Source organism: Roseovarius arcticus (genome assembly GCF_006125015.1).
In the GTDB taxonomy this organism is placed as follows: domain Bacteria; phylum Pseudomonadota; class Alphaproteobacteria; order Rhodobacterales; family Rhodobacteraceae; genus Roseovarius; species Roseovarius arcticus.
This window is the reverse complement of the sequence record NZ_SZZN01000001.1, coordinates 106,523-133,409: the sequence shown is the minus strand read 5'-3', so window position 1 is coordinate 133,409 and position 26,887 is coordinate 106,523. Positions and strand designations below refer to the sequence as shown.

28 protein-coding genes are annotated in these 26,887 nt (G+C 61.6%); 13 read left to right on the top strand and 15 right to left on the bottom strand.

Features of this window, described 5'->3' with window-relative positions; all coding sequences use genetic code 11:
• Positions 1–134: 134 nt before the first annotated feature.
• From trxB to MK6180000_RS00605, 4 genes are all read left to right on the top strand, one after another.
• Positions 135–1,133, top strand: a complete 999-nt coding sequence (gene trxB, locus MK6180000_RS00620) for a thioredoxin-disulfide reductase (protein ID WP_138932961.1) — start codon at positions 135–137, stop codon at positions 1,131–1,133.
• On the top strand, positions 1,130–1,456 hold the full coding sequence (locus MK6180000_RS00615; protein ID WP_138932960.1) for a ribonuclease E inhibitor RraB: 327 nt from the start codon (positions 1,130–1,132) through the stop codon (positions 1,454–1,456). The genes trxB and MK6180000_RS00615 overlap by 4 nt, the downstream gene beginning before the upstream one ends.
• Positions 1,457–1,625: 169 nt before the next feature.
• Complete coding sequence (locus tag MK6180000_RS00610; RefSeq protein ID WP_138932959.1) at positions 1,626–3,341, top strand: bifunctional sulfate adenylyltransferase/adenylylsulfate kinase; 1,716 nt, start codon at positions 1,626–1,628, stop codon at positions 3,339–3,341.
• Positions 3,342–3,489: 148 nt separating this feature from the next.
• Positions 3,490–4,332: a HalD/BesD family halogenase gene (locus MK6180000_RS00605; RefSeq protein WP_342777689.1), complete on the top strand. Its 843-nt coding sequence runs from the start codon at positions 3,490–3,492 to the stop codon at positions 4,330–4,332.
• 135 nt (positions 4,333–4,467) lie between these two features.
• On the opposite strand, the gene MK6180000_RS00600 is transcribed toward MK6180000_RS00605, so the two are convergent.
• The 3 genes from MK6180000_RS00600 to MK6180000_RS00590 form a co-directional block, all read right to left on the bottom strand.
• Positions 4,468–5,331: a hypothetical protein gene (locus MK6180000_RS00600; protein ID WP_138932958.1), complete on the bottom strand. Its 864-nt coding sequence runs from the start codon at positions 5,329–5,331 to the stop codon at positions 4,468–4,470.
• Between the two features lie 115 nt (positions 5,332–5,446).
• Complete coding sequence (locus tag MK6180000_RS00595) at positions 5,447–5,674, bottom strand: DUF1150 family protein (protein WP_138932957.1); 228 nt, start codon at positions 5,672–5,674, stop codon at positions 5,447–5,449.
• Positions 5,675–5,691: 17 nt separating this feature from the next.
• Positions 5,692–6,111 carry an Hsp20 family protein gene (locus tag MK6180000_RS00590; RefSeq protein ID WP_138932956.1) on the bottom strand — a complete coding sequence of 140 codons (420 nt, stop codon included), beginning with the start codon at positions 6,109–6,111 and terminating at the stop codon, positions 5,692–5,694.
• Between the two features lie 165 nt (positions 6,112–6,276).
• Here MK6180000_RS00590 and MK6180000_RS00585 point away from each other — a divergent pair, with 165 nt between their 5' ends.
• From MK6180000_RS00585 to MK6180000_RS00575, 3 genes are all read left to right on the top strand, one after another.
• A complete protein-coding gene (locus MK6180000_RS00585; RefSeq protein WP_138932955.1) occupies positions 6,277–6,501 on the top strand; it encodes a YdcH family protein in 225 nt (74 codons plus the stop codon).
• Between the two features lie 84 nt (positions 6,502–6,585).
• A complete protein-coding gene (gene purE / locus MK6180000_RS00580; RefSeq protein ID WP_138932954.1) occupies positions 6,586–7,074 on the top strand; it encodes a 5-(carboxyamino)imidazole ribonucleotide mutase in 489 nt (162 codons plus the stop codon).
• Positions 7,067–8,140, top strand: coding sequence for a 5-(carboxyamino)imidazole ribonucleotide synthase (locus tag MK6180000_RS00575; RefSeq protein WP_138932953.1), 1,074 nt, complete (start codon positions 7,067–7,069; stop codon positions 8,138–8,140). Before purE ends, MK6180000_RS00575 begins: the two co-directional genes overlap by 8 nt.
• A 3-nt stretch (positions 8,141–8,143) precedes the next feature.
• Here MK6180000_RS00575 and rnr read toward each other — a convergent pair whose 3' ends face one another.
• Genes rnr through dapE form a run of 3 tightly spaced genes read right to left on the bottom strand, consistent with a single transcriptional unit; the run spans position 8,144 to position 12,177 of the window.
• The gene (gene rnr / locus MK6180000_RS00570) at positions 8,144–10,402 is read right to left on the bottom strand and encodes a ribonuclease R (RefSeq protein WP_138932952.1); all 2,259 of its coding nucleotides are present in this window, start codon (positions 10,400–10,402) and stop codon (positions 8,144–8,146) included.
• Positions 10,403–10,440: 38 nt separating this feature from the next.
• Positions 10,441–11,022: a TIGR04282 family arsenosugar biosynthesis glycosyltransferase gene (locus MK6180000_RS00565; protein WP_138932951.1), complete on the bottom strand. Its 582-nt coding sequence runs from the start codon at positions 11,020–11,022 to the stop codon at positions 10,441–10,443.
• Positions 11,023–12,177 (bottom strand): succinyl-diaminopimelate desuccinylase, encoded by a 1,155-nt coding sequence (gene dapE / locus MK6180000_RS00560; RefSeq protein WP_138932950.1) that lies wholly within the window; start codon positions 12,175–12,177, stop codon positions 11,023–11,025.
• A 283-nt stretch (positions 12,178–12,460) separates the two neighbouring features.
• On the opposite strand from dapE, the gene MK6180000_RS00555 reads away from it, so the two are divergent.
• Together MK6180000_RS00555 and MK6180000_RS00550 are read left to right on the top strand one after the other, a co-directional pair.
• A complete protein-coding gene (locus tag MK6180000_RS00555) occupies positions 12,461–14,050 on the top strand; it encodes a Hint domain-containing protein (RefSeq protein WP_138932949.1) in 1,590 nt (529 codons plus the stop codon).
• 1 nt (position 14,051) lies between these two features.
• Positions 14,052–15,137, top strand: coding sequence for a Hint domain-containing protein (locus MK6180000_RS00550; RefSeq protein ID WP_138932948.1), 1,086 nt, complete (start codon positions 14,052–14,054; stop codon positions 15,135–15,137).
• Positions 15,138–15,144: 7 nt separating this feature from the next.
• Here MK6180000_RS00550 and MK6180000_RS00545 read toward each other — a convergent pair whose 3' ends face one another.
• Positions 15,145–15,540, bottom strand: coding sequence for a hypothetical protein (locus MK6180000_RS00545; protein ID WP_138932947.1), 396 nt, complete (start codon positions 15,538–15,540; stop codon positions 15,145–15,147).
• Complete coding sequence (dapD, locus tag MK6180000_RS00540) at positions 15,540–16,367, bottom strand: 2,3,4,5-tetrahydropyridine-2,6-dicarboxylate N-succinyltransferase (RefSeq protein ID WP_138932946.1); 828 nt, start codon at positions 16,365–16,367, stop codon at positions 15,540–15,542. Before dapD ends, MK6180000_RS00545 begins: the two co-directional genes overlap by 1 nt.
• Before the next feature lie 155 nt (positions 16,368–16,522).
• Between dapD and MK6180000_RS00535 the strand changes: the two genes are divergently transcribed.
• Entirely contained in the window at positions 16,523–17,350 is an 828-nt protein-coding gene (locus MK6180000_RS00535) for an LOG family protein (protein ID WP_138932945.1), read from the top strand.
• Here MK6180000_RS00535 and MK6180000_RS00530 read toward each other — a convergent pair whose 3' ends face one another.
• The 3 genes from MK6180000_RS00530 to MK6180000_RS00520 all read right to left on the bottom strand — a co-directional run bounded on the left by MK6180000_RS00530 (position 17,351) and on the right by MK6180000_RS00520 (position 19,587).
• Positions 17,351–17,542, bottom strand: coding sequence for a hypothetical protein (locus MK6180000_RS00530; protein WP_138932944.1), 192 nt, complete (start codon positions 17,540–17,542; stop codon positions 17,351–17,353).
• A gap of 221 nt (positions 17,543–17,763) precedes the next feature.
• Positions 17,764–18,942 (bottom strand): dual-specificity RNA methyltransferase RlmN, encoded by a 1,179-nt coding sequence (gene rlmN / locus MK6180000_RS00525; protein ID WP_138932943.1) that lies wholly within the window; start codon positions 18,940–18,942, stop codon positions 17,764–17,766.
• Between the two features lie 159 nt (positions 18,943–19,101).
• Positions 19,102–19,587, bottom strand: a complete 486-nt coding sequence (locus tag MK6180000_RS00520; protein ID WP_171054702.1) for an invasion associated locus B family protein — start codon at positions 19,585–19,587, stop codon at positions 19,102–19,104.
• 246 nt (positions 19,588–19,833) lie between these two features.
• Between MK6180000_RS00520 and MK6180000_RS00515 the strand changes: the two genes are divergently transcribed.
• Entirely contained in the window at positions 19,834–20,844 is a 1,011-nt protein-coding gene (locus MK6180000_RS00515; protein WP_246040385.1) for an asparaginase, read from the top strand.
• A gap of 29 nt (positions 20,845–20,873) precedes the next feature.
• On the opposite strand, the gene MK6180000_RS00510 is transcribed toward MK6180000_RS00515, so the two are convergent.
• Positions 20,874–21,191, bottom strand: a complete 318-nt coding sequence (locus MK6180000_RS00510) for a YciI family protein (RefSeq protein WP_138932941.1) — start codon at positions 21,189–21,191, stop codon at positions 20,874–20,876.
• 89 nt (positions 21,192–21,280) lie between these two features.
• Positions 21,281–22,153, bottom strand: coding sequence for a phosphoserine phosphatase SerB (gene serB / locus MK6180000_RS00505; RefSeq protein ID WP_138932940.1), 873 nt, complete (start codon positions 22,151–22,153; stop codon positions 21,281–21,283).
• A 160-nt stretch (positions 22,154–22,313) separates the two neighbouring features.
• Between serB and MK6180000_RS00500 the strand changes: the two genes are divergently transcribed.
• Both MK6180000_RS00500 and serA read left to right on the top strand, forming a co-directional pair.
• Complete coding sequence (locus tag MK6180000_RS00500) at positions 22,314–23,486, top strand: phosphoserine transaminase (RefSeq protein ID WP_246040384.1); 1,173 nt, start codon at positions 22,314–22,316, stop codon at positions 23,484–23,486.
• A 60-nt stretch (positions 23,487–23,546) separates the two neighbouring features.
• Positions 23,547–25,142, top strand: coding sequence for a phosphoglycerate dehydrogenase (gene serA, locus MK6180000_RS00495; RefSeq protein ID WP_138932939.1), 1,596 nt, complete (start codon positions 23,547–23,549; stop codon positions 25,140–25,142).
• A 44-nt stretch (positions 25,143–25,186) separates the two neighbouring features.
• Here the strand turns inward: serA and panC are convergent, their stop codons facing one another.
• Entirely contained in the window at positions 25,187–26,035 is an 849-nt protein-coding gene (gene panC, locus MK6180000_RS00490; RefSeq protein ID WP_138932938.1) for a pantoate--beta-alanine ligase, read from the bottom strand.
• On the bottom strand, positions 26,032–26,859 hold the full coding sequence (gene panB / locus MK6180000_RS00485; protein WP_138932937.1) for a 3-methyl-2-oxobutanoate hydroxymethyltransferase: 828 nt from the start codon (positions 26,857–26,859) through the stop codon (positions 26,032–26,034). Before panB ends, panC begins: the two co-directional genes overlap by 4 nt.
• Positions 26,860–26,887 lie beyond the last annotated feature (28 nt).

Below are 26,887 nucleotides of genomic sequence, written 5' to 3'. Positions count from 1 at the left end.
CATGCGCGCAAGATCATTGCGTGCCATAACGCCTTTGGCGACTTGACTGCAACCCCGCTTTGCGGGGGGTTTCGCCGCCCGCCGACCGCGTCTATATCAGGCCAAGAAACGCAGACCACTAAACGGAGGCCCATATGGCCGGTACGAAAAAGACGAAGGTTCTGATCATCGGCTCCGGCCCGGCAGGTTATACTGCGGCCGTCTATGCCAGCCGCGCTATGCTGGAACCTGTCCTCGTGCAGGGGATTGAGCCGGGCGGCCAGCTTACCACCACGACCGAGGTCGAAAACTGGCCCGGCGATACTGAGGTGCAAGGCCCCGACCTGATGATCCGGATGGAGGCACATGCCAAGGCTATGGGCGCCGAAGTCATCAGTGACATCATCAGCTCGATCGATTTTTCCAAGCGTCCATATGTCTGCCAGTCCGACAGCGGCACCGAATACGTCGCTGATGCGATCATCCTTTGCACGGGCGCCCGCGCCAAATGGCTGGGGCTGCCCAGCGAGGAAAAATTCAAGGGCTTTGGCGTATCAGCCTGCGCCACCTGCGACGGCTTTTTCTATCGCGGGCAGGAAATTGTCGTTGTCGGCGGCGGCAACACGGCGGTCGAGGAGGCGTTGTTTCTGACTAATTTCGCGTCGAAGGTCACGCTGGTTCATCGCAGGGACGAATTGCGCGCCGAGCGCATCCTGATCGACCGGCTTGAGAAGAATCCTAAGATCCACACCCTGTGGTTCCACGAGTTGGAGGAGGTTTACGGCACCGACGCACCGCTGGGCGTCGAAGGCGTGAAGGTCAAGCACACGAAAACTGGTGAGATTACCGACATCTCCGCCAAGGGCGTTTTCATCGCCATCGGCCATGCGCCCGCGAACGAGCTGGTCAAGGACGTGCTCGAGACGCATATGGGCGGCTATGTCGTGACCAAGCCCGACAGCACCGAGACGTCGCTGCCCGGCGTCTTTGCCGCCGGCGATTTGACTGATCACAAATACCGCCAAGCCGTCACCAGCGCCGGTATGGGCTGCATGGCCGCGCTCGAGGCCGAGCGCTGGCTGGCCGAGCATGGCATGGCCGAAAATGAGGACGCGGTAAGCGCGGCCCCCGCCACTGAGAACGCCGCAGAATGACGCATGATTTCGCCGCCCAACGGCGTGATACCTATGCCGCATGGGACGACGTCTCAGGCGGCGCAGACCTGCCGGATGCGGCCGATATCGACTATGCCTTCGTGCCCGAAGAGGGCGCCGATTGGGATGCCGCCGAGGCCGCGTTAAGCGAGGCGGGCTATGACTGCGCCCGCACCCCGGACGAGGATGGCACCGACTACTTGGCCGCGTCCCTGCCGGACCAGCCGCTGACCGCCATGGCGATCTGGTTGGGCGAGGAAACAGCGACGCGCGCGGTCCTTCCGCATGGATTTAAACCCGACGGCTGGGGCTTCATGGGCTGATCTCGGGGCGCTTGGCGGAAAATTGATCCTTTGCGGAGAAAAACTGCACCTACCGCTAGACTTCTGCCACATTTGCGGGCTACAGCGCGGCAAATTCTGCGGGCCGCTCGCGCCAATCGGCGCAAATGACCACTAGGAAATATCGCAGGCAAACTCTGAAAGTGATCCCATGACGAACTTCAACAATCACGGACCCATCCCGGAACTTTACGTGAGCCACGAGTCTTCGCAGAAGCTGAAGCTGGAGGCGGCGGATCTGGTCAGTCACGATTTGACGGCGCGGCAGGTGTGCGATCTGGAGCTTTTGATGAATGGCGGGTTCAATCCGCTGAAGGGGTTCATGAGCGAGGCCGATTATGACGGCGTGGTCAGCGACATGCGTCTGGCCTCGGGCGCGCTGTGGCCGATGCCGATCACGCTGGATGTGGCGGACGAGTTTGCAGGCAAACTTGAGCTGGGCCAGGACATCGCGCTGCGCGACCCTGAGGGCGTGATCCTTGCGACCATGACCGTCACCGACCGCTGGACGCCCGACAAATCCGTCGAGGCCAAGGGCGTCTTTGGCGCCGATGACAGTGCCCATCCGGCCGTCAATTACCTGCACAACACGGCCGGCGCGGTCTATCTTGGCGGCCCGGTCACCGGCATTCAGCAGCCCGTGCATTATGATTTTCGCGCCCGCCGCGACACCCCGAACGAGTTGCGCGCCTATTTCCGCAAGCTGGGCTGGCGGAAGGTCGTCGCCTTTCAGACCCGCAATCCACTGCACCGCGCCCATCAGGAGCTGACGTTCCGCGCCGCCAAGGAGGTGCAGGCGAACCTGCTGATCCACCCCGTCGTCGGCATGACCAAGCCCGGCGACGTCGATCACTTCACCCGCGTGCGCTGCTACGAGGCGGTCCTTGATCAGTACCCCGGATCGACCACCGCGATGTCGCTCTTGAACCTTGCCATGCGCATGGGCGGCCCGCGCGAGGCGGTCTGGCACGGCCTGATCCGCGCCAATCACGGCTGCACGCATTTCATCGTCGGCCGCGATCACGCGGGCCCCGGCAAGAACTCGGCCGGGGAGGATTTCTACGGGCCGTATGATGCGCAGGACCTGTTCCGCAAATACCAGTCCGAGATCGGCGTCGAGATGGTCGATTTCAAGCATATGGTCTATGTGCAGGAGCGCGCCCAGTACGAGCCGATGGACGAGATCGAGGACAAGGACGACGTCACGATCCTCAACATCTCCGGCACCGAACTGCGCCGCCGCCTGCAAGAGGGCCTTGAGATCCCCGAATGGTTCTCCTTTCCTGAGGTCGTGACCGAGTTGCGCCGCACGCGTCCCGCGCGGGCCAAACAGGGCTTTACCGTGTTTTTCACCGGCTATTCGGGCAGCGGCAAATCCACCATCGCCAACGCGCTGATGGTCAAGCTGATGGAAATGGGCGGGCGCCCCGTGACCCTGCTGGACGGCGATATCGTGCGCAAAAACCTCAGCTCAGAGCTGGGCTTCAGCAAAGAGCACCGCGATCTGAACATCCGCCGCATCGGATACGTCGCGAGCGAGATCACCAAGAATGGCGGCATCGCCATCTGCGCGCCGATCGCGCCCTACGCGACCACCCGCCGCGCGGTGCGCGAGGACGTCGAAGAGTTCGGCGCCTTCGTTGAGGTCCACGTCGCGACCTCGCTGGAGGAATGCGAGCGCCGCGACCGCAAGGGCCTCTACAAGCTGGCGCGCGCAGGCAAGATCAAGGAGTTCACCGGCATCTCGGACCCCTACGACATCCCCGAGACACCGGAACTGCGCGTCGAAACCGAAAAAGTAGACGTCGACAACTGCGCCCACCAGGTGATCCTCAAGCTGGAGCAGATGGGCCTGATCAAAGGGTGATAAAAGCAAGAGCCGCGGGGCAATGCCGCGGCTCTTTAGGCGACCACCGCGTATTCGACCAATAAAACGCGACATCTCGATGTCGAAAATGAACCTGATAGCGAGATTTTAAGGTGATAACTGTAGGGAACATCATGGGAGATTACCTGTGTCCTATATTGCCGCTGATCTTATTGACTACAAAAGCTATCCGATTTGCCAAGAAGGGGCCGAGCGCGATTCCCTGCTAGAGAGGGTTCGGAATGATCTGAAGCGCAACGGCTGCGCGGTCATTAAGAAATTTCTGACTTCGAGCGGCATCGGAGCGCTCACTTCTGAGGCAGACAGCGTCTCTGGCAACGGGCACAGCAGTTTCAATCGCACCAATGTTTATTTTACCAAGGACGATCCTAGTCTTCCTTCCGATGATCCGCGACGGCAGTTTTTTGACCGTTCAAATTCATTCGTCCCGGCAGATAACTTCTCCAAGACCGGGCCACTTCGGACTATTCAAGACAGTAAGGGCTTCGACCGGTTCATCCAAGATTGCCTTCAGGAAGAAGAATTCTACCGATACGCAGACCCATTGGCGGATGTCATCATTAACAAAGCCAAGGAAGGTAACGGCTTCCCCTGGCATTTTGACACGAATAATTTCACCGTTACGCTTGCCATACAGAACGCCGATCAGGGCGGTGCATTTGAATACGCGCCGCGCATCCGTGAGGGCGACGAGAATTTCGCTGAGGTCTCTCGAGTTTTGAATGGGACTTCGGACAAGGTAAAGGTGCTAAACCTTGAACCCGGTGACCTTCAGATATTTCGCGGCCGATACTCACTACACCGGGTAGCGCCGCTGATCGGACAACGGCCACGCTATGTCGCGATATTTTCCTATGTCGGAGAGCCAAACATGGTTGGATCGCCAGAGAGAACGATGCAGCTCTATGGGCGCACCTTGCCGATTCACCATGAACGAGCGGCGCAGCGGTCTGACGCGTACCTTGATTAAAAGTAGGTTTGATCGGGCGGAGGCCAATTCCGCGTTACGCAAAAATTGACCAGCAGGACCTCATCGCTGACGTTCAGGCAGACACGCAATGCAACAACGCACGCCTTGCCAGCGGATCTGGTCAACGCAGGCGCATCAGGTCTGCAACACCGCCCGCGCCGCACGGCCATAGAAATCGCCATACTCCGCCGCCTTTTCCTGAATCGCGTCAAGTGCGGGAACGCGCGTCTCGTAATCCTCGGCGCTGGTGGTTAGAATAGCGGCCCGTATGTCTTTCTCGCTCTGGCATACGATCATGCCTGACGTGTCGAGGAAATCGTCGATGTTGGGGCAGCCCCAGTAGATCGGCACGGTTCGGCAAAGCACCGCGTCCAACAATTTCTCGGAAAAGTAATTCGGCTCGCGCACGTTTTCGATGACCACCGAATAGCGGTAGGGCGCCAGCCCGTCGGACTTCGTCGTGAATGGCGTATAGCCGCGCCCCATGACGTCCATGTCCACACCAGCGCCTGCGGCCCACTCCACAATCCGGTGGCGTAGCCGATGCCCGACCTGCGAGCGCTTGTTCGATGCGATCAGCGATATCATCCGTGTCTTTTGCGTATCAAGAGTACGCCAATCAGTAACCCAAGTGCTGCCAAACGGAAGGAAGGCCCCGTTGGGTATCGCCGATAGCAATTCATCGTTATGCGCCAGCACTTTGTAGAACCGTTTATATGAGCGGCGCAGCGCCTTCAGATGTCCGCTGTGGATGGCTCCCGGCTCCATCACCATGATCGACACCCGTGCCTGCGTGCCAAAACCGGGCCGCCAATGCATCGACCTGCGCGGAAAAACGATCAGATGATCATGCGCCTCTAGATCGCTCAGCGTGCGGCCTTTGATGCCGCTTGGCTGCCCCAGCGGCCACAATAGCTGGTCCAGCGGGATCGCGCCGGGGCGCATACCCAGCCGCAGGTCTTGGGGTAGAATAGCTACCTTCGGCGCAGGTCTGGACATCTGATAGCACTCTCCGAAATACGGGCCCCCTTTACGCCGAAGGGCGCGCACCGGCAACTAACCCGTGCGCGCCCTTTTGTTCAACTTGGCGAAAATACTCGGTGCTGCGCCCGTATCAATGTACGGTCACAGGGTCCAGATCATGCTGGCGCGCCAGCACGAATGCCATTTTGCGATCACTGACCAGCGCGAGGCGCTCACCTTGCTCGTCGTGCACGGCATAGAGCGTCGTCAGATCGCCAACCTGGCTCTGCACGTCCTTGGGCAGATCCTCGACCGCGACAGGACGGACGTATGCGATGCGGTGGCCCGCCTCGTGCGGAAATTCAAATTCGGTATCCATTTGTTCGTGCCTTTCTGTTATTGGCCACGTTTGTTGATCTGGATCGTCTGAACAACTGTTTCGGGCGGCGCGCGAGTCAAGTCGATATGCAAAAGTCCGTTCTCCATTATCGCGGCGCCGACCTCGACCCCGTCGGCCAGAACAAAGCTGCGCTGGAATTGCCGGGCGGCAATACCGCGGTGCAAAAATATCCGCTCGCTATGATCTGCGCTTTGTCGGCCCCGGATCACCAGCTGGCGATCCTCAACCGTGACGGACAGATCATCCTCGCCAAAGCCTGCGACGGCCAGCGTAATCCGGTACGAATTGTCGGAGGTTTGCTCGATGTTAAAGGGCGGATAGCCCTCGTTGCCAGATTTGGCGCTGCGTTCCAGCAGTCGTTCCAGCTGGTCAAAGCCCAGCATATAGGGGTGCGCCCCCAACGTCAGTTTCGTCATGTGCCACGTCCTTGTGTCAAGCGACTGGTCAGGGCGCCGTCCCAGTATAGGCGGCGGCGCCATGATGCAAATATGGGTGTTCACCACAAGCGGTGCAAGGGCTATGCGGACGCTTGGTTTGCGCGTATTATCAACGAGCCTTATATCAGCGGGAATCGTGTCTGAATGAACGCCTATAGCGAACTTTCGATGAAATCCGATGACGTATTGCGCGTCGAGTTGGAGCAATTTCGCCGCGAGCATGGCGATCTGGATGCCGCGATCCATGCTTTGGAAGAGCGCGTCGTGCGCGACCCGCTGACCGTCAAGCGGCTCAAGCAGCAAAAACTGCGCCTCAAGGATCGCATTGCATACATCGAGGATCGCCTGTTGCCGGACATCATCGCCTGAGCCTTTGCAATTACGCCGCCTGAGTGGTGGACGCCCCGCGCCCGCCCGCCTATGGTTTGCGCCTGAATCAGTGAGGGGCGCGCGATGCCGCAAGTAGAAGTCGGGATCATCATGGGCAGCCAGTCGGACTGGCCCACGATGAAGGAAGCCGCAGATATTCTGGATGCGCTCGGCGTGCCTTACGAGACGCGCATTGTGTCTGCTCACCGCACGCCGGATCGCTTGTGGTCGTACGGCAGCGAGGCGGCCGGTCGCGGGCTAAAGGCGATCATCGCAGGCGCGGGCGGCGCCGCGCATTTACCAGGCATGATGGCGTCCAAGACGCGCGTGCCGGTCATCGGCGTGCCGGTCCAGACCAAGGCATTGTCGGGCGTTGACAGCCTTTATTCCATCGTCCAGATGCCGCGCGGCTACCCTGTCGCCACCATGGCCATCGGCGCGGCTGGTGCGGCCAATGCCGGCCTTATGGCCGCTGCGATCCTGGCCAACGGCGATGCGGCGCTGGCGCAGCGGCTGGACGAATGGCGCGCGGCCCTGTCGGCCTCTATCCCCGAGGAGCCGAGCAATGACTGATCCGCTTAAAACCGGCGCTACAATCGGCATTCTCGGCGGCGGCCAACTGGGCAGGATGCTGTCAGTTGCGGCCTCGCGGCTGGGATTCAAAACCTGCATTTTTGAGCCGGGCGCCGATTGCCCTGCGTCTCACGTCGCTGATCGCCATATCGCAGCATCCTACGAAGATGAGGATGCGCTGCGCACGTTCGCGCAGGCCTGCGATGTCATAACCTACGAGTTTGAGAATATCCCGACCTCCGCGCTGGATGTCCTAGAGAAGCTGCGCCGCGTCTATCCAAACCGCAAAGCGCTGCGGGTCAGTCAGGACCGACTGGTCGAAAAGGCGTTTCTAAACGAGTTGGGGCTAAAAACTGCGCCATTTGCGGCGATCGACGACGGCGTCGACATCACGCAGGCAATGAACGAGATCGGTTTGCCTGCAATTTTGAAAACGCGGCGCTTTGGCTATGACGGCAAGGGGCAAGCGCGCATTTCGGACCCCAATGAGGCCGAAGGCGCGCTGGCGGACATGAACGGCGCACCGTCGATCTACGAGGGCTTTGTAGATTTCAGCCATGAGGTTTCGGTGATCGCGGCGCGCAATGCCGCTGGCGACGTGTCAGCCTACGATCCCGGCGAGAACGTGCATGAGGCGGGGATTCTGCGCACCACAACCATCCCTGCGCGCCTTTCGCCAGCTCAGCGAAGCGATGCTGTGCTGCTGGCCGCGCAGATCCTGAACAAACTGGACTACGTCGGCGTCATGGGCGTCGAGCTGTTCGTCACCGAGGATGGCCTGATTGTGAATGAGATCGCCCCCCGGGTGCACAACTCCGGTCATTGGACGCAAAATGGCTGCACCATCGACCAGTTTGAACAGCACATCCGCGCCGTTGCCGGATGGCCACTCGGCGACGGAAAACGGCACTCGAACGTGGTGATGGAGAATCTGATCGGCGATGACATGGACCGCGTACCTGATCTGGCCCGCGATGGCACCTGCGCGCTGCATCTTTATGGCAAGGCCGAGGTGAGGCCGGGCCGAAAGATGGGCCATGTCAACCGCGTGACCGGCCCTGCCTAAGCCCTAGCTGCGGCGCGTCCGCTCAACCTTCTTTTTCGTCTTGGCCGCCTTCTTCTTTGCCGCACCCATCTTGCGCTTGGGCGGCTTGCCACGCGCACGACCGCGCCCCTGCGGCATGTCCTTGCCCTCGATGCTGATCAGCTCAAGTGCGATGCCACCCGTCACCGGCGCGGCCTCGGACAGCTTGACCGTCACGCGCTGGCCCAGTGAAATGATCCGCCCCGAATCGGAGCCCATGAGGGTGGCGCTATCCGCGTCAAAGTGAAAATACTCGTGCCCCAGATTACGCATCGGAATGAGGCCATCCGCGCCCGTCTCGTCCAGCCTCACGAACGCGCCAAACTTCGCGATGCCGCTGATGCGCCCGGTGAATTCCTCGCCAACGCGCTCGCTAAGGAACGCGGCCAAGTAGCGGTCATTGGTGTCCCGCTCGGCCATCATACTGCGCCGCTCGGTGTCCGAGATATGCTTGGCCGTCGCCTCCAGCCGGTCCTCTTCGCCGGGTGCTAGTCCATCATCGCCCCAGCCATGTGCGGTGATCAGTGCGCGGTGCACAACCAGATCGGCATAGCGCCGGATGGGCGAAGTGAAATGCGCATAGGATAGCAGCGCAAGGCCGAAGTGGCTGAAATTGCTGGGCGAATAATAGGCCTGCGTCATGGCACGCAAGGTGCTCATGTTAATCTGCTCGGCATGGTCGGTGCCAGCGGCGCCGTGCAGCAGCGCATTGATATGCGCGGTTTTCAGCACTTGCCCCTTGGCCAGAACCAGCCCCGCCGCCTCGGCCACGTCGCGCAGCGTGTCCAGCTTTTCCTCCGGTGGTTCTTCGTGCACGCGGAAAAGGAGCGCGGTTTTCTTGGCGGCCAGCGTCTCGGCGGCGGCGACATTGGCTAGCACCATAAATTCTTCGATCAGCTTGTGCGCATCCAGCCGGTCAGTGAAATTGACGCTGAGGACCTTGCCCTCATCGCTAAGCACGACCTTGCGCTCGGGCAGGTCCAGATCCAGTGGCTGGCGGTTCTTGCGCGCAATTTTTAGCGCGTCGTAGGCGGCATAAAGCGGGCGGATCACGTCGTCCATCATCTCAGCACAGCGCGCGCTTGGCGAGCCATCCATCGCCGCCTGCACCTCCTGATAGGTCAGTGACGCGATCGAGCGCATGATGCCCCGGTGGAACGTCTGGCCGATTTTCTCGCCAAACTCATTGATCCTCATTCGCACAGCAATGCACGCGCGCGGCACGCCCTCGTGCAGTGAGCACAGATCACCCGACAGCCGGTCTGGCAGCATTGGCACGACGCGGTCGGGAAAGTAGCTGGAGTTGCCGCGCAGCCGCGCCTCATCGTCCAGCGCAGAGCCGGGTGTCACGTAATGCGCTACATCTGCGATGGCGACCCAGAGGACGTGACCGCCCGCGTTCTTGGGATCGTCATCGGCGTGGGCATAGCAGGCATCGTCGTGGTCGCGCGCGTCAGCGGGGTCGATCGTGACCAGCGGCAGATCGCGCAAATCCTCGCGGCCTGCCAAACCGGCAGGCTTCATCGCGTCGGCGCTGGCGATTACGGCGTCGGGGAATTCATCGGGGATGCCGTGCTGGTGGATCGCGATCAGCGACACGGCGCGCGGCGCCGACGGATCGCCAAGGCGCGCGGTGATGCGTGCACGTGGGAGGCCCATGCGGCCCTTCGGACCCGATTGCTCCGCCTCGACCAGCTCGCCATCCTGCGCGCCGCCAGCCTGCGCAGCGTCCACCTGCCATTCTTTACCCTGCCCCTTGTCAATGGGAAGGATGCGCCCCCCGTCGGACCCTTTGCGGAAGATGCCCAGCACTTTCAACGGGTTCGTCCCGATGCGCCGGATCAGCCGCGCCTCGTAATGATGCGCCTCGCCTGTGACCAGTTGCAGCTTGGCCAATATACGCTCGCCCTCGCCCAGTGCTGGATCGGACGCGCGGGGGATCAGCAGGACGACAGGCTCCTGCCCGTCCCCATGCCATTCCAGCGGCCTGGCCAGTTGGTCGCCATCGGGGGTGGTGCCCAAGACTTGTAGGACGCTAACGGGCGGCAAGCGATCAGGATCGCGGTAAGTCTTTTTCCGCTTTTCCAGATGGCCCTCGGCCTCCAGCTCTTTGAGGATGCGCTTGAGATCGATCCTTGCGGCACCCTTGATGCCGAACGCCTTGGCGATCTCGCGCTTGGCGCCGAGGGTTGGGTTATCGGTGATCCATTGGAGGATCTCGGCTTTGGTGGGCATCTGGTTCATGCGCGTCTCGTATCATGCAGTCTGCACGGCGGGAACCGTTATCGCGCGGCGTGCAGATCTGCCGCAGTATCGACATCTCGCAGGGTATCGACCAGTGCGATTCGCGCGCCCGGCAGGGTTGCCATGCTGCCCGAGAGGGCATCTGCGGTGGACCAGCGAACGCCCTGCAGGAAACCAGTGGGGATAGCCGCCATGCGCCTCAATCCTATCAACCAATAGCCGCCATCAAGCGCAGGGCCAAAGACGGCATCATGCGCGCCCAGCGCCTTGAATGCCCGCGCGATGTGATGTTTGCGCACGCCGGGAATATCCCCGCCGATGATGCAGACCGGACCCGCTGGCGAAACGCGCATAAGGCGTGCCATACGGTCGCCCAGATCGCCGCCGCCTTGGGCAATGCGCGGCAGATGCGCGGGCCAGACGCGCGAGGCCAGCCCGGCCCGATCAGGCGCTATCGCAAGGATGACGTGCCAGCGCGGATCCTGCACCTGCCGGATCAGCCGCGCCGTCTGGTGACGAAACCACCACGCGGCCGCCACCATGCCGATATCGCGCCCAAGCCGGGTTTTGACCCGGCCCGGTCGCGGCTCTTTCAGCATAATGACCAGCGCCGGACGCATCTACCCGGCGAAGTAGTCGCTTAGGATCCGGGTGTAGATCGCCTTGAGCTGGTGGATCTGCGCGACACTCACCCGCTCATCCACCTGATGCATGGTGCGGCCCACCAGCCCGCATTCGACCACGGGGCAGTGATCCTTGACAAAGCGCGCGTCGGACGTGCCGCCGGACGTGCTAAGCACAGGGGTGCGCCCCGTCTCGGCCTCGACCGCGCGCACGATAAGGTCCGAGAACTCGCCCGGAGGTGTGAGGAAACTCTCGCCGGTGTTAGTGACCTTGAGCGTGCCAGTTACGCCTGCTTCGTCGCAGATGGCGTCTAGTTGCTCTTGCAGCCACGCGGTCAGGCTATCGCCGGAATGAGCGTCGTTATAGCGGATATTGACGGTCGCGCGGACGGTGGCGGGGATCACGTTGGTCGCCAGGTTGCAAGTGTCGATAGTCACGAACGCCAGCGTTGATGGATCGAAATGATCAGTGCCCTCGTCCAGCGTATGACTGCTGAGCCGGTCCACCAGCCGCGCCATAACTGGCAGCGGATTAACCGCGCGGTGCGGATAGGCGGAGTGGCCTTGCACGCCGGTTATGGAGAAAAATCCGCTTAGTGAGCCGCGGCGCCCGATCTTGATCATGTCGCCCATCTCGTCCGGGCAGGTCGGCTCGCCCACGAGACAGACACTCATCGCTTCGCCATTCGCCTTCATCCAGTCCAGGATGGCAGTGGTGCCGTCCAGCGCATTTCCCTCCTCATCGCCGGTTATGGCAAGGATTACGGCGCCATTGGGGGGCGTCTGTTGCACAAAATCAACGGCTGCGGCGGCAAAGGCGGCAACCCCCGATTTCATATCGGTCGCGCCTCGGCCCCACATCATGCCGTCGCGGATTTCGGCACCGAAGGGTGGCACCGTCCATGCGGCCTCATCCCCCAGCGGCACCACATCAGTATGCCCGTTAAAGCCAAAGCTGCGCCCTGCGCCCTTGGTGCCCCAACGCGCGTATAAATTGGCGATTCCAGCACGGTCAACGCGCCAGCAGGCAAAGCCGGCGTCTGATAGCAGGTCCTCCAGCAGCGCCAGCGCGCCGCCCTCGTTAGGGGTCACGGACGGGCAGCGGATCAGCGCAGCGGTCAGGTCGGCGGGGTCTATCGGTGAGTGCGGCATGGTCCCTCGCAGATGAGTTTTGACCTCCGATGGCTAGCGCGGATGCCGCACCTTTGCAAATAATGCCTGCGCGCCGCGATAACTGTTAACAGCGCGGCGAAAAATTGGTAAAAGTGGGGTTATAAAAAGAAGAGACCCGAGGCAGGGCAACAGCAGCGGGGCCGCAATAGGCCCTAATTCGAGCGGATCGCCATTTTTGCGATTCATCAGTGGAGACGGGCGAATTACGCCCGCCGCTAGGCTGCGTGTGTTCTGACCTTGATCTAATGAATTGAGGCAAAACATGGTTGCAGGCGTAGAAATACCTATCGATAGAAATGCGTCAGCTATTGAGATGGCGCAAGAGATGTTCGGCTCTGGCGTGACCATCGAGAGCGCGTCCTACACCGGAGATCGCGACAGCTCGGGCATCTATAGTGACGGCGACGCAATCTCGCCCGGTGTTATGCCGGGCGACACGGGCGTCATGTTCTCGACCGGCGATCTGCGCGGCTTTACCGGAAGCAGCCAGTGGTGGCAGGGCGGATCGAACACCAGCACATCGCAAACGACCGATTCGAGCGGCCCCAACAACGTCGCTGATTTCAACACGGCGGCAGGCGCATCCACATTCGATGCGTCCTATATCGACGTCGACTTCACGCCTACGGGCGACATGCTAACGATGCAGTTCGTCTTTGCGTCGGACGAATATCCCGAATATGCGGCCGGAGCGTTTCAGGACTTCGTCGGCGTCTGGATCAACGGCCAGCAAGTGCAGCTGAGCGTTGGAGACGGTGATATCGACCCCAACAACCTGAACGCCGGGGCCAACGGCAACCTCTTCATCGACAACACGAACGACCAGTACAACACCGAGATGGACGGCTTTACCGTTAATCTGACGCTCAAGATCCCTGTTATCGCAAACCAGACCAACTCGATCCGCATTGGCATCGCGGACGTGACCGATGCGAATTACGACAGCACGCTGATCATCGCGGGCGGTAGTGTTCAATCGACATTTCTAGCCATCGACGATGTGACCAATCTGGACCCATTAGGGTCCAAGTCGCTGGATGTTCTGGCCAACGACATCAACAACGGCGCCGGTAGCTTGACGATCACACATATCAATGGCCAGGCGGTCGCGGTGGGCGATACTGTCACGTTGAACAGCGGCCAAACGGTGCAACTGAACGCCGACGGCACGCTGGGATTGACCGGTGATGGCGACACAGAACAGTTTAACTTTACCTACACTGCCGAGAATTCTAGCGGCGTCAGCGACACTGCCTTTGTGCTGGTCGACAGCGTGCCTTGTTTCGTAGCGGGCACAATGATCCTTACGCCGGACGGCAACCGCGCCGTCGAGACGCTGGAGCCCGGCGACATGGTGATGACCCGCGACGAGGGCGCGCAACCGCTGCGTTGGATCGGGCGGCGGCGGATTGCAGCGGCGGGCGACTTTGCCCCCATCGTCATTGAGGCCGACACTTTCGGCACTCATCAGCGACTGGCCCTGTCGCCGCTGCACCGGGTGCTGATCCGCGATTCTCTGGCCGAGCTGCTCTTTGGCGAAGGCGAGGTGCTGGTGGCCGCGCGCGATCTGGTCAATGATCGCAGCGTGCGGCGCGTCGAGGGCGGCGAGGTCGAGTATGTCCACATCCTGTTTGACCGGCATCAGGTGGTCTATTCAGAAGGCCTGCAAACCGAGAGCTTCCTGCCCGGACCGCAAACTGTCTCCAGCTTCGATGCCGAGATCGTCGACGAAATTTGTGCGATCTTTCCGGAGCTCTGCCGCCAGACGGGGCGCGGCTATAGCCCCTCTGCGCGGCGCACGTTGAAACGCTACGAGGCGCAGGTATTGATGTCCGGCGCGCGGGCAGCCTGACATGGGCTGGATAGGGTACGCAGATCACAGCGGGGGGCGGTTCGATGCGGCCGGCCTGCTTCACCAAGGCGCACTACAGACAGAGCCAATCAGTGGTGTCGCCCGGCGCGGCACGCTGATGATCGATACATATCTATCGCCCGAAGGGCGCCCCCAGACACTCCTAAAGTTCGCGCGAATAGGGTCTGGCGGCGGCGCGCTGTCGGTTCAGGTATTGCCCTCGGGCGGCATAATCCTGATCGACGAGATGGGCGGCGATGTGCGCCACGCGGCGCTAACCCATGATCTGGATGGGCGGTCAGATCAGGTGCGTGTGCGGTATGCGTGGGACGCGGATGCCGGCAACGGTGTTCTGTCGCTCAAACATCTGTCCAGCGGGCTTATCCGGCGCGCGCCCGTATCTGCCGTGCGCCCCATTTCGCTTGAGGATCTGAGGATGCTCACCCGGTTTCCGGCGCACCGGGTAATGGACGCCGATGTCGGCTTTATCGCTGTATCGGACGAAGTGGAGCCTATTGGCCCGATGCCCGGCCTGACCGGCGGCGTGCCCATCGCCACCCCGCACGGCGAGGTCCCGATTTCCCAGCTGAAGCGCGGCGATCTGGTGCTGACCTCGGGCGGCGAGGCGGTACCGGTGCTGCGCGCAGTGCGCCAAACGGTGCCAGCGCATGGGTCGCTGCGGCCCGTTCGGCTGCGTGCGCCGTTCTTTGGACTAACGCGCGACATCGTAATTGCGCCGCATCAGCGGCTGGTCATCGGCGGCAGCGAAGTTGAGTACATGTTCGGCACCGAGGCGGCGCTGGTTCCGGCGCGGCATTTGGTCAACGGTGCATCGGCGTATCATGGGAACGGCCCAGATCTGGTGACGTATCACCACCTGCTGCTGCCGGATCATCAGGCCATACTGGCCGCCGGGTGCCCGGTCGAGAGCCTATATATCGGGCGTTTGCGCCGCGATCCCGCCGCGCTGGCCGCATCGGTGCTGGGCGGCTTGGAAGGCGCGCGCCTGCCCGAACACGCGCGGCCAATCTGGCCAGTGCTCAAGCCGTTTGAGGCGCGCACGCTGGCAATGCAGCGCGCAGCCTGAAGCTGGCTCAGTCCTCGGCGTTCGGGTCCACACGCGCATCAAGGCGCGTACCGCGATCTTCTTCGCCAAAGAACGGCTCCATCTGCGCGACAATCACAGAGTTTTCGTCCAGCGCGCGCTGCATCAGCGCGCGGTCCTCTTCGCCGATCTCGTGGCCCTCGGCCTCGCGCTCGGCCAGGGTACCGTAGCCCGATACATCCAGCGGCGCGGTGTCGGCCTGTTTCAAAATAGCCACTGTTTCGCGCACGGCCTCACCCTCATCCACGCCGCTGGCATAGATGACGAGGGCCGCACCGGTCGCGCCTTTGGGCAGGCCGTCGCCAGCCTTGCGCCCGATTTCGACCAGAAGGGTATAGACCTCCTGCCGCTTGGGCGCTTTCTTGGGCTTGTCGCTGTCGGTCATCAGTCGCGCAGCAGTTCGTTGATCGACGTTTTGGAGCGGGTCTGCGCATCCACCCGCTTGACGATCACCGCGCAATAAAGGTTCACACCGTTCTTGGATGGCAATGAGCCCGCCACCACGACAGAGCCGCTGGGCACCTCGCCATAGGTCACATTGCCCGTTTCGCGGTCGACGATCTTGGTCGATTGACCAATGAACACGCCCATGCCCAGAACGCTGCCCTCACGGATGATGCAGCCCTCGACCACCTCGGACCGCGCCCCGATAAAGCAGTTGTCCTCAATAATGGTCGGGCCTGCCTGCATCGGCTCCAGCACGCCGCCAATGCCAACGCCGCCCGATAGATGAACGTTTTTGCCGATCTGCGCGCAGCTACCCACGGTGGCCCACGCATCGACCATCGTGCCGCTGTCGACATAGGCGCCCACGTTGACGAAGGACGGCATCAGGACGACACCGGGCGCGATATATGCGCTCTTGCGTACCACGCAGCTGGGCACAGCGCGAAAGCCTGCGGCCTTCCACGTATTCTCGCCCCAGCCCTTGAACTTGCTGTCGACCTTGTCCCACCAGCCGGCGTCCTGTGGGCCGCCCGGCTGCGCTTCCATCTCCTTGATGCGAAAACCTAGCAGCACGGCCTTTTTGGCCCACTGGTTGACGTGCCACGCGCCGTCCTCGCGCGGCTCGGCCACGCGCAGGGTGCCGCTGTCCAGTGCGTCCAGCGTCGCCTCAATCGCCTCGCGCGTCTCGCCGCCCGTGGCCGGGCTAATGGTGTCGCGCGCCTCCCAAGCGGCGTCGATGGCGGTCTCTAGCTGGGCGTTGGACATGAGGGCGCTCCTTGGTCATGCATAATTCTCGAAGCATCGTATAGGCAGGCAGACGCGTCTGCGCAATGCGCACGCCGCCCCCGCACCGCTGGTCAAGCCCTGCGTGAGGCGATACTGATGGCAAAAAGCACATGCCAGCCCCAAGGATGATATACATGACCGATGACCGCGCCAGCCAGTTCCGCGATGCGGGCACGGATCGCAGCACCGCCGAGCAGGTGCCGGATACGCCCCAGACACGCGCACCGGCCTACCGGCTGGCCTTTAATGATCTCGATTTCATGCTGCGCGAGGATCTGCGTCCAGTTCGGTTGCAGCTGGAGCTGCTCAAACCTGAGTTGATCCTGAACGAGCGCGGAATTCGCAGCACGGTGGTCTTGTTCGGCGGCGCGCGCATTCCCGAGCCGATAAATAAGGATACCGCCCGGACGAAAACGCTGGCGGATCTGTCGAAGTATTATGATGAGGCACGCGAATTCGCGCGTCTGATGACCCTCAAATCAATGGCCGCTTACGGGCGCGATTATGTCATCGCCACGGGCGGTGGGCCGGGCGTGATGGAGGCGGGCAATCGCGGTGCGGCCGATGCGGGCGGCGCCTCTATCGGGCTAAATATCGTGCTGCCGCACGAGCAGGCGCCGAACGAATACGTCACGCCCGGCATGTGCTTTAACTTTCACTACTTTGCGATCCGCAAAATGCATTTCCTGATGCGCGCGCGTGCGGTCTGCGTCTTTCCCGGCGGCTTTGGCACGCTGGACGAGACGTTTGAGGCACTGACGCTGATCCAGACCGACCGGATGAAGCGCATGCCCTTCTTGTTGTTCGGCGAAGAATTCTGGCGCAAAATTATAAACTGGGAGGCGCTGGCAGATGCCGGCACCATTAGTGCCGAGGATCTGGACCTGTTCCAATTTGTCGAAACGGCTGCAGACGCGGTGCGGATCATCGCCGAATGGGACGCCGCGCAGGTGCCTTGCTGATTACGCTGCCAATTCTGCCGGAATGGCGCAAAGCGGCGCGTTGCGCAGCAGCGACGTGATCACGCGGCCCTCATCGGTGTCGCGGATCGCATAACCGTACCCACGCAGGCGGTGCTGCCACTCGCGGTCAGACACGGCCAAGCCGCGCTCGCGGGTGATGAGGGTCAGGATGTCCTTAATGTCGTTGCTCATTGTTTTATACCTTGTGAAAATAAATTAATAATCACTGGATAACCCCACATTACGGCAACAATCTGAACGGATTGGGGCCGGGCGCGGTCGGTTTGACCAAGAATGAGGCAAGCCGCCCAGCAGTGGCTGCGGGGCCCAAGAGCATACGATCAGAGAATGATTTGCCAAGGTAACAGCCGTCCGGCGCGTCCTACACCCTTACCGGCGCCTCCTGTCTGGGCTCAGCTCAGACCTGCGTCCGCTTCGACTTCGCGGCGTGATTTGCGCGCGCGTTCGGTCGCAGATTTTAGCTGGCCACAGGCGGCCATGATATCCTCGCCGCGAGGCTTGCGGATGGGACTGGCGTAACCGGCGTTGTGGATGATGTCGGCAAAGGCGCGGATGCGGTTGTTCGACGACCGCTTGTAGGGTGCGCCGGGCCATTCGTTGAACGGGATCAGGTTGATCTTGGCCGGGATGCCTTCGATCAGTTTCACCAGACGGCGCGCGTCCTCGTCCGTGTCGTTGATGCCGTCCAGCATGACATATTCGAACGTGATCCGCTCAGAATTGCTGACCTTGGGATAGGCGCGCAACGCATCCAGCAGCGCCTCAATGTTCCATTTCTTGTTGATCGGGACGAGGCCATCGCGCACCTCGTCCGTCGTCGCGTGAAAGCTGACTGCCAGCATGCATCCTATCTCCGCCGCTGTGCGGTGGATTTCGGGCACGACGCCTGACGTCGACAGGGTGATACGGCGTCGGCTAAGCTGGATGCCTTCGGGGTCCATCGCGATCTTCATCGCGTCGCGCACGTTCTCAAAATTATAAAGCGGCTCTCCCATGCCCATCAGCACGATATTGCTCAGAAGGCGCGTCTCATCCTTTGGCGCGCCCTGCTCGGGCCATTCTTTCAGATCATCGCGTGCGACCATGATCTGGCCGACGATCTCGCCCGCTGTCAGGTTGCGCACCAGCTTCTGGGTGCCCGTATGGCAGAACGAGCATGTCAGCGTGCAGCCGACCTGAGAGGATATGCACAGCGTGCCGCGCCCCTCTTCGGGGATGTAGACGACCTCGACCTCATGGCCGCCAGCGATGCGCACCAGATACTTGCGGGTGCCATCACTGCTGACCTGGCGGCTGACGACCTCGGGTGTGTGTAGCGTAAATATCTCTTCCAGCTCAATCCGGTACGCCTTGGAGAGGTTCGTCATGTCCGCAAAATCGCGGATGCCCCACTGATAAATCCACTGCCAGATTTGCCCGGCCCGCATCTTCGCCTGTTTCTCAGGCGTGCCATTCTCGATCAGCGTCTGGCGTAGCGCGTCACGCGTCAGGCCGATCAGATTCGGCTTGCCGCCTTCTGCCTTGCGCGGAATGGTCATGACGTCTTGGGTGATCGGGGCGGTGCGGGTCATCTGGGCGGGCCTCTCAAGGGTCGGATACGGCCCTATATAGGATATGTTGCGCAATGCCAAAGGGGGCAACATCGTGCAAGCTATGCAAATGCGCCTCTCAACAACGAAAAAGAGCGATCCGCTGGGGACCGCTCTTACTTCATGCCAAACAACTGAAAGCTACTGGCAGCGCTTTGCCGCCTCTTCCATCGCGGCAGTGTAGCCGATCAGCGAAAACGAATCCTTGGTCTGCGTTCCGCGTGACGACCGCGCTGTCAGCACCGCGTCAGAGCCGCGCTTGAGCGCTGCGATAATCTTGGCATCGTCGTCGGCGCTGGCCGGCCATGCCCACTCTTTTTCGGTATACAGCTCGAACGTATCGGTGCCAATTTGCAGCCCGACAGTCGATCCATCCGCAAACGGATAGCCACCGGTAAACGCCACCTGCCCGCGAACGCCAGCATCAGGTCGAAAGAAGGTCATAAACAGGATCTCGCCCCGGCGCACAGCCACGACTTTGCCACCCTTGCTATTGATCGTTTCGGTCGGTGCCGACACTGTCCAGCACTCGCGAGGTGTTTTCTCAGTAAACACGCTCCATGCGGTTTTAGCGGCGACCTGATTGGTGCTTGCCGCCTGTGCGAGGGCCGCGCCGGACCCGATCATCGTCAATGCAGTAATTGCTGCGCCCAGTGCGCCGCGCGTCACGTGTGATGCCATTCTTATGCAGCCTCCAAGCCGTCCTTGAGCCTCAATTGGATCGCTCTTGCCAGCCACCTGCTTCTCACAGGGATTTCCGCTTGGCAATCGCGGTATTCTTCTCGACAGTGCGATACTAGCCTAGAACGCGCCAGAAACGAAAGATTGAATTGGCGGAAACCCGCACATTGCCAATCGCCGGAGCCAGAATTTATGTCCAATCCCGCACCTGCCCCCGTCCCCATGACCGAAATTTGGCGCGGCCCGATAGCCGAAAGCATGCATCTGGGCCACGCGGTTATATGCGGGCCGGGCGGGCAGATCGTCGAGGCGTGGGGCGATCCGAATGTGCAGGTCTATCCGCGCTCATCCTCCAAGATGCTGCAGGCCCTGCCCCTGATCGAAAGCGGCGCGGCGGATGCAGCAAACCTCGGGCCAGAGCAGCTGGCGCTGGCCTGCGCGTCACATAACGGCGCGGCGATCCATACTGACCGGGTGGCAAAATGGCTGGCTGGCCTCGGTCTGAGCGAGCCTGATTTTCGCTGCGGTAGCCATATGCCCGAAGACAAGGACGCCGCATATGCGCTGATCCGCGCGCATGAAGAGCCATGCCAGTTGCACAACAACTGCTCGGGCAAACATGCCGGCTTCCTGACGGTGGCGCAGCATCTGGGCGCTGGGCCAGAATATGTCGAGGTCGATCACCCGGTGCAGCGCGCCTGCCTCGCCGCGTTCGAGGAGGTGACTGGCGAGGCCAGCCCCGGCTATGGCATCGACGGATGCTCGGCGCCGAATTTCCTGACATCGCTGCATGGCATGGCCCGCGCGATGGCGTTCTTCGCCGAGGCGCGCGAGGGCGGCAGCCTGCGCGATAGCGCCGCCGCGCGCCTGCGCGACGCAATGATCGCGCACCCCGATCTGGTGGCCGGAGAGGGGCGCGCCTGCACCCTCTTGATGCGCGCCTGCAAAGAGCCGGTCGCGCTAAAGACAGGTGCCGAGGCATTTTTCATCGCAATCATACCCGGACGCGGCTTGGGCATCGCGCTGAAGGTCACAGATGGCGGCACGCGCGGGGCAGAGTGCGCCATCGCCGCGCTGCTGGTGCGGCTGGGTGTGCTGGACGCCGCGCATCCATCGACGCAGATGTTCATGAACAAGGTCGTGCGCAACTGGCGCGGGATCGATACAGGAATGATTAAGCCCGCGCCAGGTCTGCTAGCCTAAAAACGTTCTACCGGGGCTCATCTACCACATCACATCTGGATGATCTCCGCCACTTCGACCGTGCCTTTGCCACCCTCCAGGATGGGGCAGCCTTTGGCCAATTCGCAAGCCGCATCAATGCTATCCGCGCGCACGATGGAATAACCTGACACTGGATTGGCGCCGCCATTGTCCGTCACGCCGCCCTCGCCGACTGTTTTGGACATACCCACAGGGTTGCCGCCATCGACCATCGCATCGCCAATGCCCGTCATCCAAGCGGTCCATGCGGCCATGACCCTATCGCAATCCTCGGGCGTCTCGGGCTTGCCGCCGCCGTGAAAGACAAACATGAATGTGCTGGACATGGGTCATACTCCCTTGAGGTTGATACCCTTGCGGCCATAGATCTGCGGCCCGCAGGCTAGGGCAATGCTACGCCCCAAAGCCGGTCATGTCATCCATCTACGAATTCCGTCCGCGCATAACCCTGCAAGAAAAGCAGCGCGGTCAGATCGCCGTGATTAATTCTGAGGTCGCATTCTGCCGCTACGGCCGGCTTGGCATGCAGCGCGACGCCCGCCCCGGCCCGGCCCAGCATTCCCAGATCGTTTGCGCCGTCACCAACGGCCATGACATCAGCGGCGCTCAGGCCCAGCCGTGCGGTAATCTCCTCAAGCGCATCGACTTTGGCCTGCCGCCCCAAGATGGGCCGCGCGACGTCGCCAGTCAGCGCGCCCGCCTCGATCAACAGCACATTCGCGCGATCCTCGTCAAAGCCGAGCGCCGCCGCAACTGGCCCGGTGAACGCGGTGAAGCCGCCCGATACCAGCGCCGTATGCGCATCATTGCTGTGCATCGTGGCGACCAGCGCCGCGCCGCCCGGCGCATACGTAATCCTCGCGTTCAGAACGTCTGTTACCACCGTCTCGGGCAGACCTTTCAGCAGCGCCATACGCTCAAGCAGCGCGCCTTCAAAATCCAGTTCGCCGTTCATCGCGCGGGCGGTGATCGCGCGCACCGCCTCGCCAACGCCAGCCACTTCGGCAAGCTCATCAATGCATTCCTGCGCGATCATAGTGCTGTCCATATCCGCCAGCAGCATCGCCTTGCGCCGGCCCGCCTGCGGCTGCACCGCCAGATCAACGCTCAGCTTTTGTAGATCATCCCACACATTCCACAGGTTACCCGGCACTTCGGATAGCGTGAATTCTGCTGCCTCATCGGGGCTAAGCCACTGGATGTCGCCCCCGCCCCACGCATTGCGCAGGCTTTCCGTCAGGCTAGGCTCCAGCCCGCCGGGGGCAGCAATCAGAGTAGCGATAAACATGAGCGGTAACTCCGGGCTATAGATAAAAACCGTCGTAAATAATTCGCGAAGCGCCGCTATAGCCCCATTTATCCGCTTGCGAAAGGGCACGCACCGCCCTAGCTATTGCGGCGGGACACCCTTCCCCAACGAAGGGCGCTTATCTGGAAGGATAGCATAAATGGCTATGAACGACCCCGTGCGCAGCGCTGCGCGCCAACCTGATCTGCGGCCGAGTAATCCGCGCTTCTCGTCCGGCCCCTGCGCAAAACCCCCCGCATTTTCGCTGGAGAAGCTGTCCGGCGCCCCGCTTGGACGCAGCCATCGCGCTGCTGTGGGCAAGGAACGGCTTCAGGCTGCAATCGACGGAACCCGCGCTGTGCTGGGCATCCCCGATGATTACCGCATCGGCATTGTGCCCGCTTCCGATACCGGCGCGGTCGAAATGGCGATGTGGTCACTACTTGGCCAGCGCAAGGTCGAAATGCTGGCGTGGGAGAGCTTTGGCGCAGGCTGGGTTACCGACGCAGTCAAACAGCTGAAACTGGACGCTGAAATTAAGACCGCCGAATATGGCGAGATTGTCGATCTGAATGGCGTCGACACGGATAACGACGTCGTTTTCACCTGGAACGGCACGACCTCTGGCGTTCGCGTGCCGAACGGTGACTGGATCAGCGGCGCCCGCAAGGGCCTGACGATTTGCGACGCCACCTCGGCCGCGTTTGCGCAGGATCTGCCTTGGGACAAGCTGGATGTCACCACCTTCAGCTGGCAAAAGGTGCTGGGCGGCGAGGCCGCGCATGGCATGATCGTCCTATCGCCCCGCGCGGTAGAGCGTCTGGAGAGCTACACGCCCCCATGGCCACTGCCCAAGATTTTTCGCCTGACCAAAGGCGGCAAATTGATCGAGGGCATATTCAAGGGCGAGACGATTAATACGCCCTCAATGCTGGCGGTCGAGGACTACCTCTTGGCGCTGGATTGGGCGCAGTGCGTCGGCGGCCTGCCGGGCCTGATGGACCGCGCGGACGCCAATGCAGGCACTATAGCGGATTTTTGCGCTGAAAACGCGTGGATCGCGAACCTCGCGGCAAATTCGGCGACGCGCTCCAACACGTCGGTTTGTCTGCGGTTCACCGACCCGCAGATCGCGGACGGCGCAGCATTTGCCAAGGCAGTCGCCAAACGGCTGGAGGCCGAAGGCGTTGCCTATGACATCGGCGCCTACCGCGACGCCCCCCCGGGCCTGCGCATCTGGTGCGGCGGAACGGTCGAGACGTCCGACGTTCAGGCGCTGATGCCATGGATCGAATGGGCCTATCACACCGAATTGGCCGCCCAGGCTGCATGATTTCAGGTGGGCCCTCGTAGGCCCGCCGCCCCTCCCTCATATTTGATAAGGATGCTGAAAATGGCTCCCAAAGTACTCGTATCGGACAAGCTGTCTGAAACCGCCGTCCAGATCTTTCGCGATCGTGGCATCGACGTGGATTTCCAGCCCGACGTGGGCAAGGATAAGGACCGCCTTGCCGAAATCATCGGTGATTATGACGGCCTCGCCATCCGCTCGGCCACCAAGGTTACCGAGAAAATTCTTGAAAACGCGCACAAGTTGAAGGTCATCGCGCGCGCCGGCATCGGCACCGACAACATCGACAAAGTCGCAGCCTCGAAAAAGGGCGTGATCGTGATGAACACGCCGTTCGGCAATATGATCACCACCGCCGAGCACGCCATCGCAATGATGTTCGCCGTCGCCCGCCAGATCCCCGAGGCAAGCGCCTCGACCCAGGCAGGCAAATGGGAAAAGTCCCGCTTTATGGGGACGGAACTGACGGCCAAGACGCTGGGCGTGATCGGCGCGGGCAATATCGGCGGCATAGTTTGTGACCGCGCGCGCGGCCTCAAGATGAAAGTAATAGCCTATGACCCCTTCCTCAGCGAGGCCAAGGCCGACAAGATGGGCGTCGAAAAAGTCGAGTTAGACGATCTGCTGGCCCGCGCCGATTTCATCACGCTGCACGTTCCCCTGACCGACCAGACGAAAAACATTCTCAGCCGCGAAAACCTGGAGAAAACCAAGAAAGGCGTGCGTATCATCAACTGCGCCCGCGGCGGTCTGGTGGATGAGGAGGCAGTGGCCGACCTGCTGAAATCGGGCCACATCGCTGGCGCCGCCTTCGATGTATTTGCCAATGAGCCGGCCACCGAAAACCCGCTTTTCGGTCTGCCCAATGTGGTCTGCACACCCCATCTAGGCGCGGCAACCACTGAGGCGCAGGAAAATGTGGCCCTGCAAGTGGCCGAACAGATGTCGGACTATCTGCTGACAGGTGCGGTGACGAACGCGCTGAACATGCCGTCGGTCACCGCCGAAGAGGCCAAGATAATGGGCCCGTGGATCAAATTGGCAGGTCACTTGGGCGCGTTCATCGGCCAGATGACGGACGAGCCAATCAAGGCGATCAATATCCTTTACGACGGTGTGGCGAGCCAGATGAACCTTGCTGCGCTCACCTCAGCCTCGGTTGCGGGAATTATGAAAACCGTCAATCCCGAGGTGAACATGGTTAGCGCGCCGGTGGTGGCCAAGGAGCGCGGCATCAAGATCAGCACCACCCATCAGGACAAATCAGGCGCATTTGAGGGCTACATTAAACTGACGGTAGTGACGGACAAGCGCGAACGCTCGATCGGTGGAACCATATTCTCTGACGGCAAGCCACGCTTTATCCAGATTAAAGGTATCAATATCGACGCTGAAATTGGCGAACATATGCTATATGTCACGAACCGCGACGAGCCGGGGATAATCGGTGCACTGGGCGAGACGATGGGCGCGCACGACGTCAACATCGCCAACTTCACCCTCGGGCGCAGCAATGCGGGCGGTGAGGCAATCGCGCTGCTTTATGTCGATGCGCCGGTGCCGCAGGCCGCGATCGATGCGCTGCGAAAGACGGGCTATTTTCAGCAGATCAAACCGCTGCAATTTGAAATCGGCTAGATCCTTTTACTTTGCGGCGGCCGGATTTGCGCTGCCGCAGGGCTTCAACCCTCCACAGCGATGTTGTCGATCAGGCGCACGCCTGCCAGCCATGCGGCGGCAAAGAGGCGCGCAGGCCGCATGGGTGCGGTAAGCAGTGACAGATCATCGTTGGCACGCATTTCAAGATAGTCGACACCGGTGAAGCCCGCTCGCTCCAGCGCGCGGATCGATGCCCTTTGGGCGGCGGCGTAATCACGGCCCTCGATGGCGGCATCGGCAAGCGCTTGCATCTGCTCCAGTAGCACGGGCGCAGTGACGCGCGCGCGGTCCGACAGCAACAGGTTGCGCGAGGACATGGCAAGCCCGTCAATCTCGCGAATGGTGGGGCAGCCGTGGACCGTGACCCCGATGTCCAGATCTCGGGCCATCCGGCGCACGACCTGAAGCTGTTGGAAGTCTTTTTCGCCAAAGAACGCATCGGTTGCCGATGTCTGGGCAAAGAGCTTTGCGACGACCGTGGCAACCCCTTCGAAATGGCCGGGGCGGTGAATGCCGTCCATCACTTCGGTCAGGCCTGTGACCGAGACTGTGGTGGCAAAGCCATCCGGATACATCTCATCCCCGTCCGGCACATAGATCGCATCGACGTCAAAGCGCGCCAGTTTTGCGGCATCCGAAGTTTCGGTGCGCGGATAGTTGGCCAAATCCTCGGGCGAGCCGAACTGGCGCGGATTGACAAAGATCGTGACGATGACGCGGTCGCAGGTCTGCTTTGCCGCCGCCACCAGTGACAGGTGGCCGTCATGCAGTGCGCCCATGGTGGGAACGACGCCGATGGTATCGCCCGCAAGGCGCCAAGGCCGTGTCATGCCGCGCAATTCGGCGCGGCTGCGCAGGATCGGGGCCGTCATGCGCTGGGCGTCTCGTCGGCGAATGTATGCTCGGGCGCAGGGAATGCACGCGCGCGGACGTCAGCGGCATAGGCGGCAATCGCCGCCTCCCCGTCCGTGCCCAAAGTGGCGTAGCGTTTGACAAATTTCGGCTTGAACGCGGTAAAGAGGCCCAGCATGTCGTCGACGACCAGTACCTGACCGTCACAGCCGGGCGACGCGCCGATGCCAATGGTCGGGATCGCTACATCTGCGGTGATCCGGTCGGCGAGGCTGGCTGGCACCTTTTCGATGACAACCGCGAATGCGCCGGCCTCGGCCACCATGCGGGCATCCTCACTAAGCGCGCTGGCCGCAGCACCGCGCCCCTGAACCTTGTAACCGCCCAGCGTGCCCACCGATTGGGGCGTGAGGCCGATATGGGCCATCACGGGCACGCCCCGCGCCGTGAGAAACGCGATGGTTTCGGCCATATGCGCGCCGCCCTCCAGCTTGACCGCTGCTGCGCCTGTCTCGCGCATCAGTTGGGCGGCGTTACGCATCGCTTGCGCCGGCCCCTCTTCGTAGCTGCCGAAGGGCATGTCGATGACCAGCATCGCCTTGTCCAGCCCGCGCGCAACGGCGCGGCCGTGCATGATCATCATATCCATCGTGACGAGGGTGGTCGACGGCAGGCCGTGCAGCACCATGCCGACACTGTCACCGACCAGCACAAAATCGCAATGGGCGTCCATTATCTGCGCCATCGGCGTGGTATAGGCGGTCAAGCTGACAATGGGCGCGCCGCCCTTCATGGCGCGGATATCGGAGGGAAGCGGGGCTGTCTTGCGGGCGGTGGCGCTCATCTGGCGTGCCTCGAAGTTGCTGCGATGC

Coding starts and splice junctions, on each gene's coding strand:
- dapE (WP_138932950.1), bottom strand. CDS start 12,177: ATGCCGCACTCACCGATAGACCCCGCCGACCTGACCGCTGCGCTGATC.
- panB (WP_138932937.1), bottom strand. CDS start 26,859: ATGAGCGCCACCGCCCGCAAGACAGCCCCGCTTCCCTCCGATATCCGC.
- purE (WP_138932954.1), top strand. CDS start 6,586: ATGCCGCAAGTAGAAGTCGGGATCATCATGGGCAGCCAGTCGGACTGG.
- MK6180000_RS00520 (WP_171054702.1), bottom strand. CDS start 19,587: ATGATCGGGTCCGGCGCGGCCCTCGCACAGGCGGCAAGCACCAATCAG.
- MK6180000_RS00565 (WP_138932951.1), bottom strand. CDS start 11,022: ATGCGTCCGGCGCTGGTCATTATGCTGAAAGAGCCGCGACCGGGCCGG.
- MK6180000_RS00595 (WP_138932957.1), bottom strand. CDS start 5,674: ATGGATACCGAATTTGAATTTCCGCACGAGGCGGGCCACCGCATCGCA.
- trxB (WP_138932961.1), top strand. CDS start 135: ATGGCCGGTACGAAAAAGACGAAGGTTCTGATCATCGGCTCCGGCCCG.
- panC (WP_138932938.1), bottom strand. CDS start 26,035: ATGACGGCCCCGATCCTGCGCAGCCGCGCCGAATTGCGCGGCATGACA.
- dapD (WP_138932946.1), bottom strand. CDS start 16,367: ATGTCCAACGCCCAGCTAGAGACCGCCATCGACGCCGCTTGGGAGGCG.
- MK6180000_RS00515 (WP_246040385.1), top strand. CDS start 19,834: ATGTCCAATCCCGCACCTGCCCCCGTCCCCATGACCGAAATTTGGCGC.
- serA (WP_138932939.1), top strand. CDS start 23,547: ATGGCTCCCAAAGTACTCGTATCGGACAAGCTGTCTGAAACCGCCGTC.
- MK6180000_RS00585 (WP_138932955.1), top strand. CDS start 6,277: ATGAACGCCTATAGCGAACTTTCGATGAAATCCGATGACGTATTGCGC.
- MK6180000_RS00555 (WP_138932949.1), top strand. CDS start 12,461: ATGGTTGCAGGCGTAGAAATACCTATCGATAGAAATGCGTCAGCTATT.
- serB (WP_138932940.1), bottom strand. CDS start 22,153: ATGTTTATCGCTACTCTGATTGCTGCCCCCGGCGGGCTGGAGCCTAGC.
- MK6180000_RS00545 (WP_138932947.1), bottom strand. CDS start 15,540: ATGACCGACAGCGACAAGCCCAAGAAAGCGCCCAAGCGGCAGGAGGTC.
- MK6180000_RS00510 (WP_138932941.1), bottom strand. CDS start 21,191: ATGTCCAGCACATTCATGTTTGTCTTTCACGGCGGCGGCAAGCCCGAG.
- MK6180000_RS00550 (WP_138932948.1), top strand. CDS start 14,052: ATGGGCTGGATAGGGTACGCAGATCACAGCGGGGGGCGGTTCGATGCG.
- MK6180000_RS00600 (WP_138932958.1), bottom strand. CDS start 5,331: ATGTCCAGACCTGCGCCGAAGGTAGCTATTCTACCCCAAGACCTGCGG.
- MK6180000_RS00610 (WP_138932959.1), top strand. CDS start 1,626: ATGACGAACTTCAACAATCACGGACCCATCCCGGAACTTTACGTGAGC.
- MK6180000_RS00590 (WP_138932956.1), bottom strand. CDS start 6,111: ATGACGAAACTGACGTTGGGGGCGCACCCCTATATGCTGGGCTTTGAC.
- MK6180000_RS00530 (WP_138932944.1), bottom strand. CDS start 17,542: ATGAGCAACGACATTAAGGACATCCTGACCCTCATCACCCGCGAGCGC.
- MK6180000_RS00535 (WP_138932945.1), top strand. CDS start 16,523: ATGACCGATGACCGCGCCAGCCAGTTCCGCGATGCGGGCACGGATCGC.
- MK6180000_RS00500 (WP_246040384.1), top strand. CDS start 22,314: ATGGCTATGAACGACCCCGTGCGCAGCGCTGCGCGCCAACCTGATCTG.
- rlmN (WP_138932943.1), bottom strand. CDS start 18,942: ATGACCCGCACCGCCCCGATCACCCAAGACGTCATGACCATTCCGCGC.
- MK6180000_RS00575 (WP_138932953.1), top strand. CDS start 7,067: ATGACTGATCCGCTTAAAACCGGCGCTACAATCGGCATTCTCGGCGGC.
- MK6180000_RS00615 (WP_138932960.1), top strand. CDS start 1,130: ATGACGCATGATTTCGCCGCCCAACGGCGTGATACCTATGCCGCATGG.
- rnr (WP_138932952.1), bottom strand. CDS start 10,402: ATGAACCAGATGCCCACCAAAGCCGAGATCCTCCAATGGATCACCGAT.